Origin of the sequence: Xanthomonas sp. SS (assembly GCF_014236835.1) — a bacterium.
GTDB lineage: Bacteria > Pseudomonadota > Gammaproteobacteria > Xanthomonadales > Xanthomonadaceae > Xanthomonas_A.
In genome coordinates, this window is sequence record NZ_CP051190.1 from 4,546,842 (window position 1) to 4,564,105 (window position 17,264).

Sequence of the window (17,264 nt, forward strand, 5' to 3'; positions counted from 1 at the left end):
CGCCTTACCGGTAACGCGTCGCGGCTGAAGCCGCTCCTACAGAAAGCGGTCGCTCGCGCGAATCCCCAATCCCCCGCTTTTCCACAGCCGCATGGCTGGTCATCCCGGCCCCTCACACCCACCCATAGCGGATCAGGTGGAAGAACACCGGCGCGGCGAAGCACACCGAGTCCAGCCGGTCGAGCACGCCGCCGTGGCCTTCGATCATGTGGCCCCAGTCCTTGATGCCGCGGTCGCGCTTGATCGCCGACATCACCAGACCGCCGAAGAAGCCCATCAGGTTGGCCACCAGCGCCAGCGCGAACGCCTGCAGCGGCGAGAACGGGGTGATCCACCACAGCGCCGCGCCCAGCGCGCTGGCCGACAGGATGCCGCCGACGAAGCCTTCCACGGTCTTGGACGGCGACAGCTTCGGCGCGATCAGGTGCCTGCCGATCAACTTGCCCCACACGTACTGCAGCACGTCCGAGGACTGCACCACGATCACCAGGAACGCGAACAGCAGCAGGTTGCGGCCTTCGTAGCCGGGGATCTCCAGGTTCAGCAGCGCCGGCACGTGCGAGATGCAGAACACGCAGATCATCAGCCCCCACTGCACTTTCGCGGTGCGCTCCAGGTAGCGCGTGGTGTCGCCGCCGATGGTGGCCAGGATCGGCAGCACCAGGAACGCGTAGACCGGGATCAGCAGCGTGTACAGCCCGTACCAGCCGCTCCACACCAGCCAGTATTGCCACGGCAGCACGATGTAGAACGCCACCAGCAGCGCGTAGTAGTCGCCGCGCCGGGTCGGCGCCAGGGTGATGAACTCGCGCAGCGCGAACAGCGACACCAGCGCGAACAGCACGATCACGCCGATGCGTCCGAACACGAACGCCAGCGCCACCACCGCGGCCATCACCCACCACGCGCGGATCCGCGCCACCAGGTTGTCGAGCACCGCACTGGGGCGCCCGCGCGCGCGCCAGCGCAGCGTTTCGGAAATCAACGTGGCCAGCAGCAGCACCGCGGCGATGCCGAGGAACAGCCAGATGGTCTGCTGCCGCAGCGAAGATTGCTGCAGGTGGTCGCTGAAGGCGATCGCGCTCATCGTGCGGCCTCCATCTGTTCCGGCGACAGCGCCAACAGCGCCGCCCGCGTGCGCTCCAGGAACGCCTGCTTGTCCTCGCCGGCGCCCAGCCGCAACGGCTCGCCGAAGGTGGTGGTGCACAGCAACGGCAGCGGCAGCCACTTGCCCTTGGGCATCACCCGCTTGAGGTTGTCGATCCACACCGGCACGAATTCCAGTTCCGGGCGGTGCCGCGCCAGGTGGTAGATGCCGCTCTTGAACGGCAGCACGCCTTCCTCGGTGTTGCGCGTGCCTTCCGGGAACAGGATCAACGAACCGCCGCCATCGACCGCCTCGCACAGGCACTCGATCGGATCGCGGCTGCGCTGCGCGGCCTCGCGCTCGATCAGCACGCCGTTGAACACCGAGTGGATCAGGTAGCGGCGCAGCGCGTCGCGCTGCCAGTACTCGGCCGCGGCCACCGGCCGCACCTCGCGCCGCAGCGCCGCCGGCAACGACGACCAGATCAGCACGAAGTCGCCGTGGCTGGCGTGGTTGCCGTAGTACACGCGGCGCTCGCTGGAGGGAATGCAGCCGCGCCAGAACGCTCGCGCGCCGGTCAGGATGCGGATCGCGGCACTGCAGCCGCGGGCGATCAGGCGCTCGATCATGTCCACTCCAGTTCGCGCACGATGGCGCGCAGACGCATCACGATGGTCAAGGCCGCGCCGCCGATCAGCAGCGCCATGGTCGCGACCAGAATCATTTCGGCGACGGCCGTGTATTGCAGCAGCAGCGCGACGGCCGCCAGCAACGCGGCCAGCGACAGCCAGCGCATGCGCTGCACGCGCGCCATCGGACCCTGCACCGGCTCGCTGACGCCGCAGGCCAGGCCGAGCATGCGCACGTAGGCGGTGCCCACGCACAGCAGGGCCGCGGCCCAGCCCAACTCGGCGCCCCAACTCAGCACGTGCTGCAGGCCGTAGCCCACGCCCAGGCACACCACGACATCGGACAGCCGGTCCGGCGCTTCGTTGTAGACCTCGCCGGCGCGGCCGATCATCTGCGCCTGCCGCGCCATCAGCCCGTCCAGGCGGTTGCACAGCAATCGGCCTTGCAGGGCGAGCGCGGCCAGCAGCAGCAAGCCGGCCGCATCGCGCGGCGGCTCGCGCCAGGCGCAATAGAACATCAGCGCCGCCAGCGCGGCGAAGCCGGTGGCGGTCCAGGACAGGCCATTGGGGGTGGCGCCGCGGGCGCGCAGCGCCGTCGCCAGGCGCGCGCGCCACTGCGCGCGGCGTTCGCTGATCGTCGGTCGTGCCATCAGTCGCCGCCTCCGCCGCCGCAACCGCCGCAACCGCTGCTGCAACTGCTGCCGCCGCCTCCATCGCCGCTGCTGCCGCTGGTGCAGCTGCTGGTGCTGGTGCAGCTGCTGCCGCTACCGTTGCCGCTGCTGGCGACGATCGGCGTACGCAACGCGTGGTAGTCCACCCATGGCGTCCCCAGCAGCACGCCGGTGCCGGCCAGGGCCAGGGGCGATGCCAGGTGCAACGCCTGTGGCGCGGGCGCCGCTCCGGCGCCTGCGCGCCATGCCTTGTCGCGCTCGGCGAGCAAGCGCTCGCCGGCGACGCTGCGCCGCGGCGGCGTCAACAGGAAGCCGAGCGCGAGCATCGTCACCAGCACCATCGCCGCGACCAGGAAGCCGACCGGGCGCTGCAACTGCAGGCCGATGTCGATCTTCAGCGCGCCGGCGATCCACAGCGCCAGCAGCGGCGCGGCGCCGAGCAGACGCGCGCACCAGGCCTGGCCGCGGCCGAGCAACAGGCGCTTGCCGATCAACGCCTCGTGCAGCGGCAACGCATCGTCGCGCAATGCCTGCAGCGCCAGCGGCAATTTCGGGTTGGCGCGCACCAGCAGCAGCGCGCGCTGCAGCGCCGCCGGCACTGCAGCGTCCGTGACCTGCAGCTGGGCCGCGTCGCGATGGCTGCCACGCAGGCTCGACGGCGCCAGCTGCAACTGCACTGCGTCGCACGCCAGCAGCAAGGCCAGTTGCATGTCCGCCACGCGCTCGCTGCCGCCGGCCAGGAACGCCAGTTCGGCGTTGTCCACCTGCCGGACCGCGCGCTGCTGGCCGAGGCCGCGCACCGCGCGCCGCAGCCGCGCGGCCGATGCGCAGGCCAGCCCGATCGCCACCAGGAACAGCAGCAGGAACGAACCGCCGCGCCAGTGCAACGGCGACGCGGCGGGGTTGATCGAACTCAGCCACCCGCCCAGCAGCAGCGTCGCCAGCAACCACAGCCACAGCCACAGCGCTTTGCCACCCTCGCGTGGCATCGGCCAACGCCGCGCCGCGACATCGCTGCGCAGCCGCGGTGGCGGCGCTGTCGTATCGCCCGGCGCTGGCCAGCACGCCGCCGGCGGATCGCCGAAATGGCGGCGGTAGCGCGCCAGGGTGGTCCGGTACTGCAGCGCGTGGCGATCGGCGTCGGCGGCGTCGCCGCGCCCGGGCCGATGGTGCAGCGTGGTCTGCAACACCTGCGGGCAGAAGCGCTGCCAGTATTCGTGGGTATCGGTGAGGTGGGTATGCCAGACCTGGTCGATCAGCGTGCTGGGCGTGACCTCGGCGTCGGCGCTGCTGCAGGCCAGGAAGCAGAAGCGTCGGTATTCCTCCACCGCCTGCGCGGCTTCGGCCAGGGAGACCTTGGCTTCCTTGGCCACGCGGCGCACGAATACCGGCAACGCGTCGTCCTCCTCGCCGAAACGGTAGGCCTGCAGGCGCTGCCACAGCGCCTGTTGCGCGGCATCGGCGTCGTGCAGCGGCGCCGGATCGGCGGATGTGGTCATGGCCTGCACTCCGTCATGCGAACTGCGCCGCGATCGGCGCCGCCAGCAGCGCCAGCAGTTGCAGCGCCAGGCTGGCGATCTGCCGCAGCAGCAAGCCGCGCATGCCGCGCCAGCGCGCTTGCCAGTCGCGCGGCGGCGGTAGGCGTCGCAGCAGGCCGAGCCGATGCAGGGCGGCGTCAAGATCGCTGCCGGCCTGGTCGAAGTTCGCTTCGGCCAGCACCGCTTCGAGCAGCGCTGCATCCAGGCCGACGCGCGCGGCCCAGTAGCGCTGCACCACGCCGGCGAGCACGCTGAGCAGGCACAGCATCGCCGCCAGTGACGCGTCGGCGTTGGCGTACCACGCACCCAGCAGCAGCGCGACGGCGAGCAACGCCAGCGACAGCCGGTCCAGCGGGGCCACCTGCCGCAGCAGCGCGGCCATCGTGCGCAGTTCCAGCGGCGTGCTCATGCCGGCAGCTCCAGGGCGTGCGGCGGAGCGGCCGGAGCGGCGCACGAGGCGGCGATGGCATCGCGCTGCGCAGGCCCCAGCACGATTCGCGCTGCGCGTGCGCGCAGCAGCGCGAGCGCGGCATCCAGATCGGCGACGCGACCGCTATGCAGCAGCCAGGTGGCGACCGCCGCTGCGCTGCGCGAATAGCCCAGCGCGCAGCACACCAGCACCGGACCATGGCGGCGGGCGGCCTCGATCGCGGCGGCGGCCTCGCGCAATGCATCCGCGGGCGGCGCGACCAGGTCCAGCATCGGCACGCTGCGATCGTGCGCACCGGCATCGCGCAGCGACAGTTCGGCGCAGACATCGACCACCGCGGCGAACGCAGCGCGCTCGCCGCGGCCGGGAAGGCGCCCCAGCCAGACGCCGTCGGCGATCTCGCGCGGCGCCGGATCGCGCCGGGTCCAGGCGCGCGAGTTGAGCCAGGCCGCGACCAGGTACGGCGCGTACAGCCAGCGCGCGGCCAGGCTGAGGCGGCCGTCGGCGCGCTTCTGCAGGCCGATCGCGCCGAGCAGCGCGTAGTCGAACGCGACCAGCAGCAGCGACAGCGCCGGCCACAGCAGCCACCATGCCGCGCCGCCCAGTCCCCAGGCCAGCGCGACGCAGGCGGCGCTGCCGCACAGGTAGGCGCCGGCCAGCCTCCAACGCACCGGATCGCGCGCCACGGCCAGTGCGCTCCACGGCGCCGCCACCCGCTGCGGCCACAGCCACACGCACAGCCAACCCGCGGCCAGGCCGGTGGGAATGTCCAGGAAATGGTGCTGGTAGGTGGTCAGCACCGACAGCCCGATCAGCGCAAACCAGACGTGCAGCGCGCCGCGCGCGAGACCGTGCAGATGCTGCGCATAGCGCACCCACAGCACTACCAGCAGCACGATGTGCAGCGACGGCGCCTGGTTGAACGGCTTGTCGAAACCCAGCAGCACCGCGAACAACCAGCCGAACACGCCATCGCTGGGCGGCCGTTCGAAGCCGAAGCGCAGCGGCCACAGCAGGAAGCAGCCCACCGCCAGCAACTGCGCGGTCAGCAGCCGTCTGGCATGCGTGTCCAGTTCGGCGCGGCTGCGGCAGACGAAGAACGAGATCACGTAGAACAGGTCGATCGACCAGTACGGCACGATCGTCCACGGCCAGAACGGAATCTGCGTTTCCCACGCGAACGGCAGCGACGGCACGTAGGCGCGGCGCTCGGCCAGCGTATTGGCCAGGCCGTAGCTGAGGAAGAAGAACGGCCCCAGCAGCGCCAGCCACGCCAGCGCCCGCCGCCACGGCCGCGGCGCCGCTTTGCTCACGGCGCGATCCGCTGCGCCAGCGACACGGTGAAGATGCCCCATTCGTCGATGCGCTGCTCCAGCTTGCGGAAGCCGGCCGCGCGCACCAGTTCGTCCATCTCCTGCTGGGTGCGGCGGCGCATCACCCAGGCCGCGCCGCCGCGGTGGCTGGTCAGCGCGCGGGCGATGAATTCCAGCTGCGGATGCCAGGGCTGGCCGGTGTAGGCGAGGTAGCCGCCCGGTTCGACCGCCGCGGCCACGCCCTGCAGCGAACGCAGCACCTGATCGTTGTCGGGGAACAGTTCGTACAGGCCCGACACCACCGCCAGCGTCGGCCGCGGCTGCAGCGCCGCCAGCGCGTCGCGGTCGAAGGCGTCGCCCTGTTCGAAGCGGGCGATGTCGGCGGCGCCGAGTTCGGCGATCAGCGCGCGCCCGCGCTCCACGTTCAAGTCGCTGAAATCGCGCAGCGCGATCGCATCGGCACGCTGTTCGCCGCCGGCCAGCGCTTCCAGCACGTAGCGGCCGTGGCCGGCGGCGATGTCGAGCACGTGCACCGGCGCGCCAGCGTCGCGCAGGCGCTGCATGGCCAGGCGCAGCAGTTCGTGCAGATGGGTGCGGCGCACGCGGATGCCGCGCCAGCCGATCGCATCCAGGTAGTTGCGGTCGATGAAGCGGCCCAACGAGCTCTTGCCGGCGGCGCGGTCGCGATACACGTAATCCAGCGTGCTGCCGGAATCGAAGCCGGTCTGCAGGCCCAGCGCCACGCCCTCGGACAAAGTGCCGCCGAAGCGCAGGTTGGCGCGCACGAAGCGCCAGCGCAGGTCCTGCAGGCTGTACTTTTGCGGCGGCCAGGACAGCCGCTCGGCTTCCTCGAAGGTGGGCCCGCGCCGGTGCGCCTGCAGCAGGCCCGGCAGTGCCGGCGCTTCGGCGAAGCGTTCGCGCACGAAGCGGCGGATCTGCGCCAGCGCCGGCGCGCGGTCGCGCTCGCCCAGGGTGTCGTGGAAGAACCCGGGCAGCAGGTGCCGCTCCTTCACCGGCGAGGACAGCCGCTCGTAGAAACGGTCCTGCGGGCCGCGATGCACCACGAAGTCGTCGCCGGACACCAGCAGTTGCACCGGCACGGTGATCGCCTGCGCATCGCCGACCACGCGGTCGGCCGCGGCGTACACGCCCAGCAGCACCCGCACCGAGATCGGCCGGGTGATCAGCGGATCGTCGCGGTAGCTGGCCACGCGCGCCGGGTCGTGGGTCAGCCACTGCGGCTTGACGTAGCTGTTGACGAAGAAATTGCCGCGCAGCTTGTGCATCAAGGCCAGCCCGGGCCGCGCGAACGGCACGTACAGCTTGACCTTGAACGCCGGCGAGGCCAGCACCAGCGCGCGCAGCGGCGGCGCGTAATCGTGCACCCAGGTGCTGGCGATCACCGCGCCCACGCTCTGCGCGATCACCACGATGTCCTGCATCGCGATGCCGTGGGTCTCGCCGATATGGGTGATGAAGCGGTCCAGGTCGCGCACCAGCGCCGGGAAGCCGGGCGCATCGCCGCGCACGCCGGGCGAGCGGCCGTTGCCGCGCGCATCCCAGGCGAACATCGCGCAGTCGTCCAGGCCCAGTTCGTCGGCCAGGTGCACGACCCGCCCCGAATGTTCATGGCCGCGGTGCAACAGCACCACCGCGCGTGGCGCCGCCGCCGGCGCCGTGGCCGGCCAATGCCGGTAGAACAGCCGTGTTCCGTCGAAACTGCAAAACTCGCTTTCGCTGACCTGCCGCATCCGTTGCCGATTCCCTGTCGTCGTACTTGCTCTTGCCGTGAGTACCGCTACCGCTTGCGTGTCGTTGCCGCGGCCCGCGCCGCGCGGCTCAGCGCGGCGCGCCCTCGCGCAGGCCGGCGGCCACGCGCCGCAGCACCGTCGCCGCGCACAGCAGCGCCAGCACGATCGCGAACCCGTCCACCGTCTTCGCCCCCACCCAACCGCCGGCCAGCAGCAGCCCCAGCAGGCCGATGGCGAAGGCGCGATCGCTCTTGCCCATCGGTCCGTCGTAGCGCCGTCCGGCACCGACCATCAGCCCCAACACCCCGGCATACTCGGTCAATGCCGCCGCCAGCGCCAGCGCCCACAGCCAGCCGGCCCCCGCGCCGGGCACGCTGGCCAGGCTCAGGTACAGCGCCGCATCGGCGATCACGTCGCTCAATTCGTTGAGGTAGGCGCCGAGCCTGGACTGCTGGCCGAACTCGCGCGCCAGCATGCCGTCGACCGCGTTCAAGGCCATGCGCAGCAGCATCCACGCCGGCAGCAGCGCGTACCACAGCGGCTGCGCCGGACCGCGCCAGAACACCCAGGCGGCGACCAGCAGCGACACCGCAGCGGCGCCCACGGTGACCTGGTTGGCGGTCACCCCGAGCCGGTACAGGCCGCGCACCCCGGGCCGCAGCAGGTCCTGGAAGCGTCCTTTCAATGCGTAGATCGAAACCATTGCGGGGTCCTGAGGGTCCATGCCGGGGCGGCGCAGCCTACAATATCCACTCCCCGCTCCGATGTGTGCCCTGCCCCCATGTCCTCCGATTTCCTGCCCGTGCGCCGGGCATTGCTGTCCGTTTCCGACAAGACCGGCCTGATCGACCTGGCCCGCGCGCTGGCCGCGCGCAACGTCGAGCTGCTGTCCACCGGCGGCACCGCCAAGGCCATTCGCGAGGCCGGGCTGGCGGTCAAGGACGTGTCCGAGCTGACCGGCTTCCCGGAAATGATGGACGGCCGGGTCAAGACCCTGCACCCGCTGGTGCACGGCGGCCTGCTCGGCCGCGCCGGCACCGACGACGCGGTGATGGCCGAACACGGCATCGCCGCGATCGACCTGCTGGTGCTGAACCTGTATCCGTTCGAGGCGGTCACCGCCAAGGCCGACTGCACGCTCGCCGAGGCGGTGGAGAACATCGACATCGGCGGCCCGGCGATGCTGCGCTCGGCGGCGAAGAACTTCGCGCGCGTGGCGGTGGCCGCCGATCCGGCGCAATACGCCGACCTGCTCGCCGAACTGGAGGCGCACGACGGCCAGCTGTCGGCGGCCAAGCGTTTTGCGCTGTCGGTGGCCGCGTTCAACCGCGTGGCGCAGTACGACGCGGCGATCAGCAATTACCTGTCCACGGTGACCGACCCTGCGAGCGAGGTGCCGGTGCGTGCCGCGTTCCCGGCGCAGGCCAACGGCACCTTCGTCAAGGTAATGGACCTGCGCTACGGCGAGAACCCGCACCAGCACGCCGCGTTCTACCGCGACCTGTGCCCGGCGCCAGGCTCGCTGGCCACGTTCCAGCAGTTGCAGGGCAAGGAGCTGAGCTACAACAACATCGCCGACAGCGACGCGGCCTGGGAATGCGTGCGCCAGTTCGATGCGCCGGCCTGCGTCATCGTCAAGCATGCCAATCCCTGCGGTGTGGCGGTGGGCGCGGCCTGCGGCGATGCCTACGAACTGGCCTACGCGACCGACCCGACCAGCGCCTTCGGCGGCATCCTCGCCTTCAACCGCACGCTGGACGCGGCCACCGCCAAGGTCATCCTGGACCGCCAGTTCGTGGAGGTGCTGATCGCGCCGGACTACGAAGAAGGTGCGCTGGAATACGCGAAGAAGAAGGCCAACGTGCGCGTGCTGCGCATCCCGCTGGCGCCGGTGTCCGGCGGCTTCGTCGACACCAAGCGCATTGGCTCGGGCCTGCTGATGCAGAGCGCGGACGACCGCGTGGTGACCCGCGACGAACTGAAGGTCGTCACCCGGCTGGCGCCGACCGAGGCGCAGTTCGCCGACCTGCTGTTCGCGTGGAAGGTGGCCAAGTACGTCAAGTCCAACGCCATCGTCTATGCCAAGGACCACCGCACCATCGGCGTCGGCGCCGGGCAGATGAGCCGGGTGTATTCGGCGCGGATCGCCGGGATCAAGGCGGCCGATGCGGAGCTGGCGGTGCAGGGGTCGGTGATGGCCTCCGACGCGTTCTTCCCGTTCCGCGACGGCATCGACGCCGCCGCAGCAGCCGGCATCAAGGCGGTGATCCAGCCCGGCGGCTCGATGCGCGACGGCGAGGTGATCGGCGCCGCCGACGAACACGGCATCGCCATGGTGTTCACCGGCGTGCGCCACTTCCGCCATTGAGCGGCCAAGGAATCGGAACGATGAAACGCACTCCATTGCGCCACGGCCTGCCGCTGCTGCTCGCACTCGGCATGGCCGCCTGCAAACCGACCGCGGCACCGACGACGCCCGCGCCGGCGGCCGCAGCAGCGCCGGCCGCCACACCGGCACCGACTGCGCACGTGCCGCGCACCGAGCGCCTGCAGGCCTTCCTGCAGACGCGCTACGGCAAGCAGGCGCGCCTGTCGGAGAGTTGGTCCGGCCAGGCCGACGGCAACGCGGTGCAGAGCGAAGTCTGCGCCGAACAGCCGGTGGTGGTCGGCGACCAGGTCCAGGAACTGCTGGCCGTCTGCCACCGGCTCAGCGACGGCGGCCACGCCAATCCGGGACTGATCGATTTCCTGATCCTGCGCGACGCCGGCCAGGGCCTGGCGGTGGTCGCCGAGAAGCTCGGCGACGGCTTCGGCAGCGACGGCGACCCGGGTGCGGTGGACATCCTGCGACTGGGCAGCGATTTCTACGGCTTCGTGGTCTACAGCGACTGGATGGGGCAAGGCACCGTGCTGCAATCGCAGGACCTGGTGCTGCCCGGCCCCAAGGGCCTGGTCAACGCCGGCTCGGTGCGCGAGCACATCGACAACCATGGCGCACTGGATTGCAGCGACGACGGCCGCGATCCGCAGCAGACCGCCGAACAATGCCAGGCGCAACTGTTCGACGTGGACTTCAAACTCGACGTGGACGACAGCGACCGCGGCGCGCGGGTGTGGCCGGTGACCATCGAGGAACGCGGCATCTCCTGCGGCAAGAAGCTCGGCACTACCCAGGTGTTCGCCTTCGACGCCAAGCGCTGGGCCTATCCGTTCCCCGAATCGATGCAGCGCGAAGCCTGCGAATAGTCCTTCCTTCGACCTCACGAGACACGCCTTGAAAATCCTCGTCATCGGCGCCGGCGGCCGCGAACACGCCCTGTCCTGGAAGCTGGCCCAATCCCCGCGCGTCAGCGAAGTGCTGGTCGCCCCGGGCAATGCCGGCACCGCCACTGAAAGCAAATGCCGCAACGTGGCGGTCAAGGTCGACGACCTCGACGGCTTGCTCAAGCTGGCGCAGGACGAGGCCGTGGCGCTGACCGTGGTCGGCCCGGAAGTGCCGCTGGTGCTGGGCGTGGTGGACCGTTTCCGCGCCGCCGGTCTGCGCATCTTCGGGCCCAGCGCCAAGGCCGCGCAGTTGGAAGGCAGCAAGGCCTTCGCCAAGGAATTCCTCGCCCGCCACGGCATCCCGACCGCGTTCTATGAAGTGCATACCGAGGTGGACGCGGCGCTGGCCTATGTGCGCGACAAAGGCGCGCCGATCGTGGTCAAGGCCGACGGCCTGGCCGCGGGCAAGGGCGTGATCGTGGCGATGAACCTGGACGAGGCCGAGGCGGCGGTGCGCGACATGCTGTCCGGCAATGCCTTCGGCGATGCCGGCGCGCGCGTGGTGATCGAGGAATTCCTCGACGGCGAGGAAGCCAGTTTCATCTCCATGGTCGATGGCGCCACCGCGCTGCCGATGGCCACCAGCCAGGACCACAAGCGCGTCGGCGATGGCGACAACGGCCCCAATACCGGCGGCATGGGCGCGTATTCGCCGGCACCGGTGGTCACGCCCGAGGTGCACGCGCGGGTGATGCGCGAGGTAGTGGAGCCGACCGTGCAGGGCATGATCGCCGACGGCGTGCCGTTCACCGGTTTCCTGTATGCCGGGCTGATGATCGACGCCAGCGGCGCGCCGAAGGTGATCGAATTCAACGTGCGCTTCGGCGATCCGGAAACGCAGCCGGTGATGCTGCGCCTGCAGTCGGATCTGGTGGAGCTGATCGAGGCGGCGATCGACGGGCAACTGCACGCGACCCAGGCGCAGTGGGATCCGCGCCCGTCGCTGGGCGTGGTGCTGGCGGCGGCGCCGTATCCGGAAAAGCCGATCACCGGCGAAGCGATTTCCGGCCTGGACCAGGTGCCGGCCAGCGCCAAGGTGTTCCATGCCGGCACCGCGCTGGACGCCACGGGCCGCGTGCTCAGCGCCGGTGGCCGTGTGCTGTGCGTGGCCGCGCTCGGCGACAGCGTGTCGGATGCGCAGCGCAATGCGTATGCCGGCGTGGCGCAGATCCGCTGGCCCAACGAATTCCATCGCAGCGACATCGGCTGGCGCGCGATCGCCCGCGAACGCGGCGAATAGAGCGCACACTGCCCCTCTGTAGGAGCGGCTTCAGCCGCGACAGACCCTATACGCAGGTCCCCATAGGATCTGTCGCGGCTGAAGCCGCTCCTACAGGTTGCACCATCGGCATTCGAGGGACATTGCATGGCACTGGATCCCGACCTGCGCAAACAATTCCGCGAGCTGGCGGCGCAGACCGACGGCATCGACACAAAGGTCTACGCCGACTACGCCAAGGATCCGCTCGAGCCGATCATCGGCCTGGGCCGCCGCACCGCGCGGCTATGCTTCTTCGGCCGCGATCCGGGCCGCAGCGAAGTCGAACACGGCGAACCCTTCGTCGGCAGCGGCGGACAACTCGTGCGCAAGGCGTTGTACCGGCACCTGCACGATGGCCAGCCGATGCCGGACTTCGCGGCCTCGCTCAAAGTCGGCCGCGCCTTCTTCTGGATCAACACCGTGCCGTACAAGCCGATCGGCAACAAGGCCTGGTCGATGCAGGCCAAGCGGCGTTTCCATCCGCTGATGCGGCGCCTGCTGATCGAGCAATGGCGCGGCCGCGAAATCGTCACCCTCGGCCGCGAAGCGTTCCTGTGGTTCGGCATCGACCAGCCCAAGGACGTGCGCGCGCAACTGGATGCGTTCTGGGCCAGCGAATCGCGCTTCAGCGCACACACCGAGGTCCGCCTGCAAACCGAAACCGGCGCGGCGCGACGCTTCACGCTATATCCGCTGCCGCATCCCTCGCCGCTCAACCAGACCTGGTTCAAGCGTTTCCCGGCGCTGCTCGAAGCGCGCTTGCGGCAACTGGACATCTGAGCGGACGGCGCCGCGCTAGCACCGCGGCGCGCCGATCCGCCAGCGGCTGCGATACGGCGCGCCAGCGTTGCGTTATCGTGTCGCGGTGCCGAAATCCTCGATCGAATCGCGCCTCAGCCGCCTGTGGGCCCACGAAAAGGCCAGCTACGGGCTGCGCGTGTTCATCGCCCTGGGCGTGGCGATGGGCGTGTGCTGGCAGCAGCAGCAACTGACCGCGCTGCCGGCGATCTTCCTCGGCGCCATCGCCAGCGCCATCGCCGAGACCGACGACAACTGGCTGGGCCGGATCAAGTCGGTGCTGCTGTCGCTGCTGTGCTTCGCCGCCGCCGCGGCCGCGGTGGCGCTGCTGTTCCCGTATCCGCTGGCGTTCGTCGCCGGCATGGCGCTGTCCACCTTCGCCCTGACCCTGCTCGGCGCGCTCGGCGAACGCTACGCCTCCATCGCCCAGGCCACCGTGGCGCTGGCGATCTACGCGATGATCGGCATCGACCATGGCGGCCGCACCGGCCACGTCGGCGGCAACGCCTGGCACGGCATCGCGCTGCTGATGCTCGGCGCCGCCTGGTACGGGCTGCTGTCGATCCTGTGGACCCTGCTGTTCGCCAACCGCCCGGTGCGCGAGCGGCTGTCGCGGCTGTTCTTCGAACTCGGCCGCTACCTGCGGCTCAAGGCCGCGCTGTTCGAACCGGTGCGGCAGAGCGACCTGCATGCGCGGCGGCTGGCGCTGGCCGAACAGAACGCGCAGGTGGTGGCGGCGCTGAACGCGGCCAAGACCGCGATCATGAGCCGCTTCGGCCGCTCCGGCCGGCCCGGTGTGCAGTCCGGCCTGTACTTCCGGCTGTATTACATGGCGCAGGATTTCCACGAACGCGCCAGCTCCTCGCACTACCCCTACGAAGCGCTCACCGACGCCTTCTTCCACAGCGACGTGCTGTACCGCTGCCAGCGCCTGCTTGCCCTGCAAGGCAAGGCCTGCACTGCGCTGGGCGAGGCGATCCGGTTGCGCCAGCCGTTCGAATACGGCGAGCAGACTCAGCAGGCCACCACCGACCTGCGCCAGTCGCTGGACTTCCTGCACGCGCAGGCCGATCCGCGCCATGCGCGGCTGCTCGGCTCGCTGGAACTGCTGGTCACCAACCTGCAGAGCATCGAGCGGCGGCTGTCCGAATCCGCGCAGTCCGACACCACCAGCGACACGCTCGACACGCGCCTGCGCGACTCCTCGCCGCACACCCTGCGCGAGATGCTGGTGCGCGTCGGCCAGCAGCTGACCCCGGGTTCGGTGCTGTTCCGGCACGGGCTGCGCATGGCGATCGCGCTGGTGGTCGGCTACGCCGTCATGCAGTCGATCGACGCCAACAACGGCTACTGGATCCTGCTCACCACCGCCTTCGTGTGCCGGCCGAACTACGGCGCCACCCGGCTGCGCCTGGCGCAGCGCATCGCTGGCACGCTGATCGGGCTGATCGCGACCTGGGCGCTGATGCAGCTGTTCCCCGGCACCGAATTGCAGCTGCTGTTCGCGCTGTTCGGCGCGCTGCTGTTCTTCGTCACCCGCACCGACCGCTACATGCTGGCCACCGCCGCGATCACGGTGATGGCGCTGTTCTGCTTCAACCTGCTCGGCGACGGCTTCGTGCTGATCTGGCCGCGCCTGGTGGATACGCTGATCGGCTGCGCGATCGCCGCGGCGGCCTCGTTCCTGATCCTGCCCGACTGGCAGGGGCGGCGCCTCAACCAGGTGATGGCCACGGTGCTGGCCAGCTGCGCGCGCTACCTGGCGCAGGTGCTGGAGCAGTACCGCAGCGGCATGCGCGACGACCTGCCCTACCGCATCGCCCGGCGCGACATGCACAACGCCGACGCGGCGCTGTCGGTGGCGCTGTCCAACATGCTGCGCGAACCCGGCCGCTACCGCCGCAACCTGGATGCCGGCTTCCGCTTCCTGGCGCTGTCCAACACCTTGCTCGGCTACCTGTCGGCGCTGGGCGCGCACCGCGCCGCGCTGGCCGGCGAGGCCGATCCGGCCATCGACCGCGCCGGCGGTTACCTGCAGGACACCCTGGGCGCGATCGCCGACGCGCTGGCCCAGCGCCAGGCGCTACCGCCGGCCGACGAATCGGCCGAAGTGGGCATGGCCGATGCGCTGGAGCACGAGGACGGGATCGACGAAGCCAAGCGGCGGCTGGTGCGCAACCAGCTGGCGCTGACCCTGCGCCTGCTGCCCAAGCTGCGCGCCGCCGCGCATGCGGTCACCGCTCCGGCGGCGTCGCCAGCGCCGCCGGCGGCCGTGCCGGCCGCACGCTGATCCCCATCCACAGCAGCGCGGCCAGCGCCAGCGCCGCGCCGCCGACCACCACCCCGTGCCAGCCGGCGTAGGCGTAGGCGGCGGTGCCCAGGCTGGAACCGATCGCGCCGCCGATGAAGTAGCAGGTGACGTAGGCCGAGGTGATGCGGTTGCGCGCCTTCGGATCCAGTTGGTAGATCACGTGCTGGTTGCCGATGTGCACGCCCTGCACCGCCACGTCCAGCAGCAGCACCCCGGCGATCAGCAGCCACAGCGAGTGCGGCGCGGCGGCCAGCAGTAGCCACGACAGCAGCAGCATGGCCAGCCCGCCCCAGCCCACCCAGTGCCCGGCGCCGCGGTCGGCGAGCTTGCCCGACAGGTTGGCGGCGAACGCGCCGGCGGCGCCGATCAGGCCGAACAGGCCGATCGTGGCGGTGCCGTAACCGTAGCTTGGACCGGACAGCAGGAACGCCAGCGTGGTCCAGAACATGCTGAAACCGGCGAAGATCAGCCCGCCCAGGATCGCGCGCGAGCGCAGCACCGGTTCGTCGCGCAGCAGCGCCAGCACCGAACCGATCAGGTGCGGATAGGACAGCCGCGGATTGCCCGGATGCCGCGGCAGCGCGCGCCACAGCAACGCCGCCACCAGCAGGATCAGCGCGGCGGCCACCCAGTACACGACATGCCAGCCGCCGACGCCGGCCAGCAGCCCGGACACGGTACGCGCCAGCAGGATGCCGAGCAGCAGACCGCTCATCACCGTGCCGACCACCCGCCCGCGCTCGTGCGGCGCGGCCAGGGTGGCGGCGAACGGCACCAGGATCTGCGCGGCCACCGAACTGAGGCCGGTGACCAGGGTGCCGAGCAGCAGCAGCGCGAGGCTGCTGGAGGCGGCGCTGATCAGCAGGCCCACCGCGCTGAGCGCGTACAGCCCCACGATCAGGCTGCGGCGCTCGAAGCGGTCGCCCAGCGGCACCAGCAACAGCAGGCCGGCGGCGTAGGCCAGCTGCGCGGTGGTGACCACCGCGCCGGCGCTGCGCACGTCGATCGCGAAGGTCTGCGCCAGCACTTCCAGCAGCGGCTGCGCGTAGTAGTTGCTGGCCACCGCCAGGCCGGTGGCGGCGGCCATCAGCAGCACCAGGCCGCGGTGCATCGGGGGGTGCGGGGAGCTGTCCATGAGTGGATCCAGGGGGTGCGAGAGGAATGGCGCCAGTCTGGGCAAGCGCCATCGATCTTTCCAATGTATTGTTTTCACTCGACCCATCTTGTTTGCAGATGCCATGCTGACCCTGCGCCAACTCGAATTCGCCGTCGCCGTGGCCGAGGAAGGCAGCTTCACCGCCGCCGCGCGGCGCTGCCACACGGTGCAGTCGGCGCTGAGCCACCAGATCGCCAAGATCGAGGAAGCGCTGGGTGCGCGCTTGTTCGAGCGCGGCGCCCGGCAGGTGCGGCTGACCGCCGCCGGCGAAGTATTCCTGCACAACGCCCGCGCCACCCTGCGCGCCGCCGAACGCCTGCATGAGGAGATGGCGCAGGCGCTGGGCACGGTGCGCGGGCGCCTGCACATCGGCCAGATCTCCTCGCTGACCACGGTGCAGGTGCCGGCCCTGCTGCGCCGCTTCCGCGCCGCGCACAGCGCGGTGGACGTGCACCTGCGCACCGGCATGAGCGATGCGCTGCTGCTCGAGCTGGGCGAAGGCCGGCTGGACGTAGCCCTGGTCGGCGTCGGCCCGCATATCGTCCTGCCCGAGCAGCGCCTGTTGCTGCACGAGGAGCCGCTGGCGCTGATCGCCGCGCCCGGCAACCGCTTCGCCGCGCGCGCCGAAGTGTCCCTGCAGGAACTGGAGGACGCGCCGATGGCCGGGCTGATCGCCGGCGCCGGCGTGCGCGGCATCATCGACCGCGCCTTCGCCGAGGCCGGCCTGCGCCAGCGCTTGCAGTACGAGGTCACCCATGCCGATCTGCAGCGGCAGCTGGTGGTCGAGGACCTGGGCCTGGCGATCGTGCCGCAGAGCATGGCCGCGGCGATGCACGGCGTGGCGGTGATCGCGCTGCGCGAGCGCTTCCGCTTCCTGACCTACGCCACCTGGCGCTCGGACCCGACCCCGGCCGCACGCGCGCTGATCGCGCTGCTGCGGCAGCAGGCAGGCGCTGTCGCACCCGACTAGCCGCGTCGCACCGCCCCCCTGTAGG

At 70.7% G+C, this 17,264-nt stretch carries 15 protein-coding genes; 6 read left to right on the plus strand and 9 right to left on the minus strand.

Going from position 1 to position 17,264, the window contains the following annotated elements; all coding sequences use genetic code 11:
- Positions 1 to 112 precede the first annotated feature (112 nt).
- The 8 genes from HEP74_RS19165 to HEP74_RS19200 all read right to left on the minus strand — a co-directional run bounded on the left by HEP74_RS19165 (position 113) and on the right by HEP74_RS19200 (position 8,122).
- Positions 113 to 1,087, minus strand: a complete 975-nt coding sequence (locus tag HEP74_RS19165) for a phosphatidate cytidylyltransferase (RefSeq protein ID WP_185814217.1) — start codon at positions 1,085 to 1,087, stop codon at positions 113 to 115.
- Positions 1,084 to 1,716, minus strand: coding sequence for a lysophospholipid acyltransferase family protein (locus HEP74_RS19170; protein ID WP_185814218.1), 633 nt, complete (start codon positions 1,714 to 1,716; stop codon positions 1,084 to 1,086). Before HEP74_RS19170 ends, HEP74_RS19165 begins: the two co-directional genes overlap by 4 nt.
- The gene (locus HEP74_RS19175) at positions 1,713 to 2,366 is read right to left on the minus strand and encodes a CDP-alcohol phosphatidyltransferase family protein (RefSeq protein WP_185814219.1); all 654 of its coding nucleotides are present in this window, start codon (positions 2,364 to 2,366) and stop codon (positions 1,713 to 1,715) included. Before HEP74_RS19175 ends, HEP74_RS19170 begins: the two co-directional genes overlap by 4 nt.
- Entirely contained in the window at positions 2,366 to 3,886 is a 1,521-nt protein-coding gene (locus HEP74_RS19180; RefSeq protein ID WP_185814220.1) for a TIGR04222 domain-containing membrane protein, read from the minus strand. Before HEP74_RS19180 ends, HEP74_RS19175 begins: the two co-directional genes overlap by 1 nt.
- A 13-nt stretch (positions 3,887 to 3,899) precedes the next feature.
- A complete protein-coding gene (locus tag HEP74_RS19185; protein WP_185814221.1) occupies positions 3,900 to 4,334 on the minus strand; it encodes a hypothetical protein in 435 nt (144 codons plus the stop codon).
- A complete protein-coding gene (locus HEP74_RS19190; RefSeq protein WP_185814222.1) occupies positions 4,331 to 5,668 on the minus strand; it encodes a phosphatase PAP2/dual specificity phosphatase family protein in 1,338 nt (445 codons plus the stop codon). Before HEP74_RS19190 ends, HEP74_RS19185 begins: the two co-directional genes overlap by 4 nt.
- Positions 5,665 to 7,419 carry a bifunctional alpha/beta hydrolase/class I SAM-dependent methyltransferase gene (locus HEP74_RS19195; protein WP_185814223.1) on the minus strand — a complete coding sequence of 585 codons (1,755 nt, stop codon included), beginning with the start codon at positions 7,417 to 7,419 and terminating at the stop codon, positions 5,665 to 5,667. Before HEP74_RS19195 ends, HEP74_RS19190 begins: the two co-directional genes overlap by 4 nt.
- 88 nt (positions 7,420 to 7,507) lie before the next feature.
- Complete coding sequence (locus HEP74_RS19200) at positions 7,508 to 8,122, minus strand: CDP-alcohol phosphatidyltransferase family protein (protein ID WP_185814224.1); 615 nt, start codon at positions 8,120 to 8,122, stop codon at positions 7,508 to 7,510.
- 78 nt (positions 8,123 to 8,200) lie between these two features.
- Here HEP74_RS19200 and purH point away from each other — a divergent pair, with 78 nt between their 5' ends.
- From purH to yccS, 5 genes are all read left to right on the plus strand, one after another.
- Positions 8,201 to 9,787, plus strand: a complete 1,587-nt coding sequence (gene purH / locus HEP74_RS19205; RefSeq protein WP_185814225.1) for a bifunctional phosphoribosylaminoimidazolecarboxamide formyltransferase/IMP cyclohydrolase — start codon at positions 8,201 to 8,203, stop codon at positions 9,785 to 9,787.
- A gap of 20 nt (positions 9,788 to 9,807) precedes the next feature.
- Positions 9,808 to 10,665 carry a hypothetical protein gene (locus tag HEP74_RS19210; RefSeq protein ID WP_524540751.1) on the plus strand — a complete coding sequence of 286 codons (858 nt, stop codon included), beginning with the start codon at positions 9,808 to 9,810 and terminating at the stop codon, positions 10,663 to 10,665.
- Positions 10,666 to 10,693: 28 nt separating this feature from the next.
- Positions 10,694 to 11,983 (plus strand): phosphoribosylamine--glycine ligase, encoded by a 1,290-nt coding sequence (purD, locus tag HEP74_RS19215; protein ID WP_185814226.1) that lies wholly within the window; start codon positions 10,694 to 10,696, stop codon positions 11,981 to 11,983.
- A gap of 126 nt (positions 11,984 to 12,109) precedes the next feature.
- Positions 12,110 to 12,784 carry a uracil-DNA glycosylase family protein gene (locus HEP74_RS19220; RefSeq protein WP_185814227.1) on the plus strand — a complete coding sequence of 225 codons (675 nt, stop codon included), beginning with the start codon at positions 12,110 to 12,112 and terminating at the stop codon, positions 12,782 to 12,784.
- Between the two features lie 85 nt (positions 12,785 to 12,869).
- Positions 12,870 to 15,092: a YccS/YhfK family putative transporter gene (gene yccS / locus HEP74_RS19225; RefSeq protein WP_524540804.1), complete on the plus strand. Its 2,223-nt coding sequence runs from the start codon at positions 12,870 to 12,872 to the stop codon at positions 15,090 to 15,092.
- Here the strand turns inward: yccS and HEP74_RS19230 are convergent.
- Complete coding sequence (locus HEP74_RS19230) at positions 15,037 to 16,248, minus strand: MFS transporter (RefSeq protein ID WP_185814229.1); 1,212 nt, start codon at positions 16,246 to 16,248, stop codon at positions 15,037 to 15,039. The genes yccS and HEP74_RS19230 overlap by 56 nt on opposite strands.
- Positions 16,249 to 16,351: 103 nt before the next feature.
- Here HEP74_RS19230 and HEP74_RS19235 point away from each other — a divergent pair, with 103 nt between their 5' ends.
- Positions 16,352 to 17,239: a LysR substrate-binding domain-containing protein gene (locus tag HEP74_RS19235; protein ID WP_185814230.1), complete on the plus strand. Its 888-nt coding sequence runs from the start codon at positions 16,352 to 16,354 to the stop codon at positions 17,237 to 17,239.
- Positions 17,240 to 17,264 lie beyond the last annotated feature (25 nt).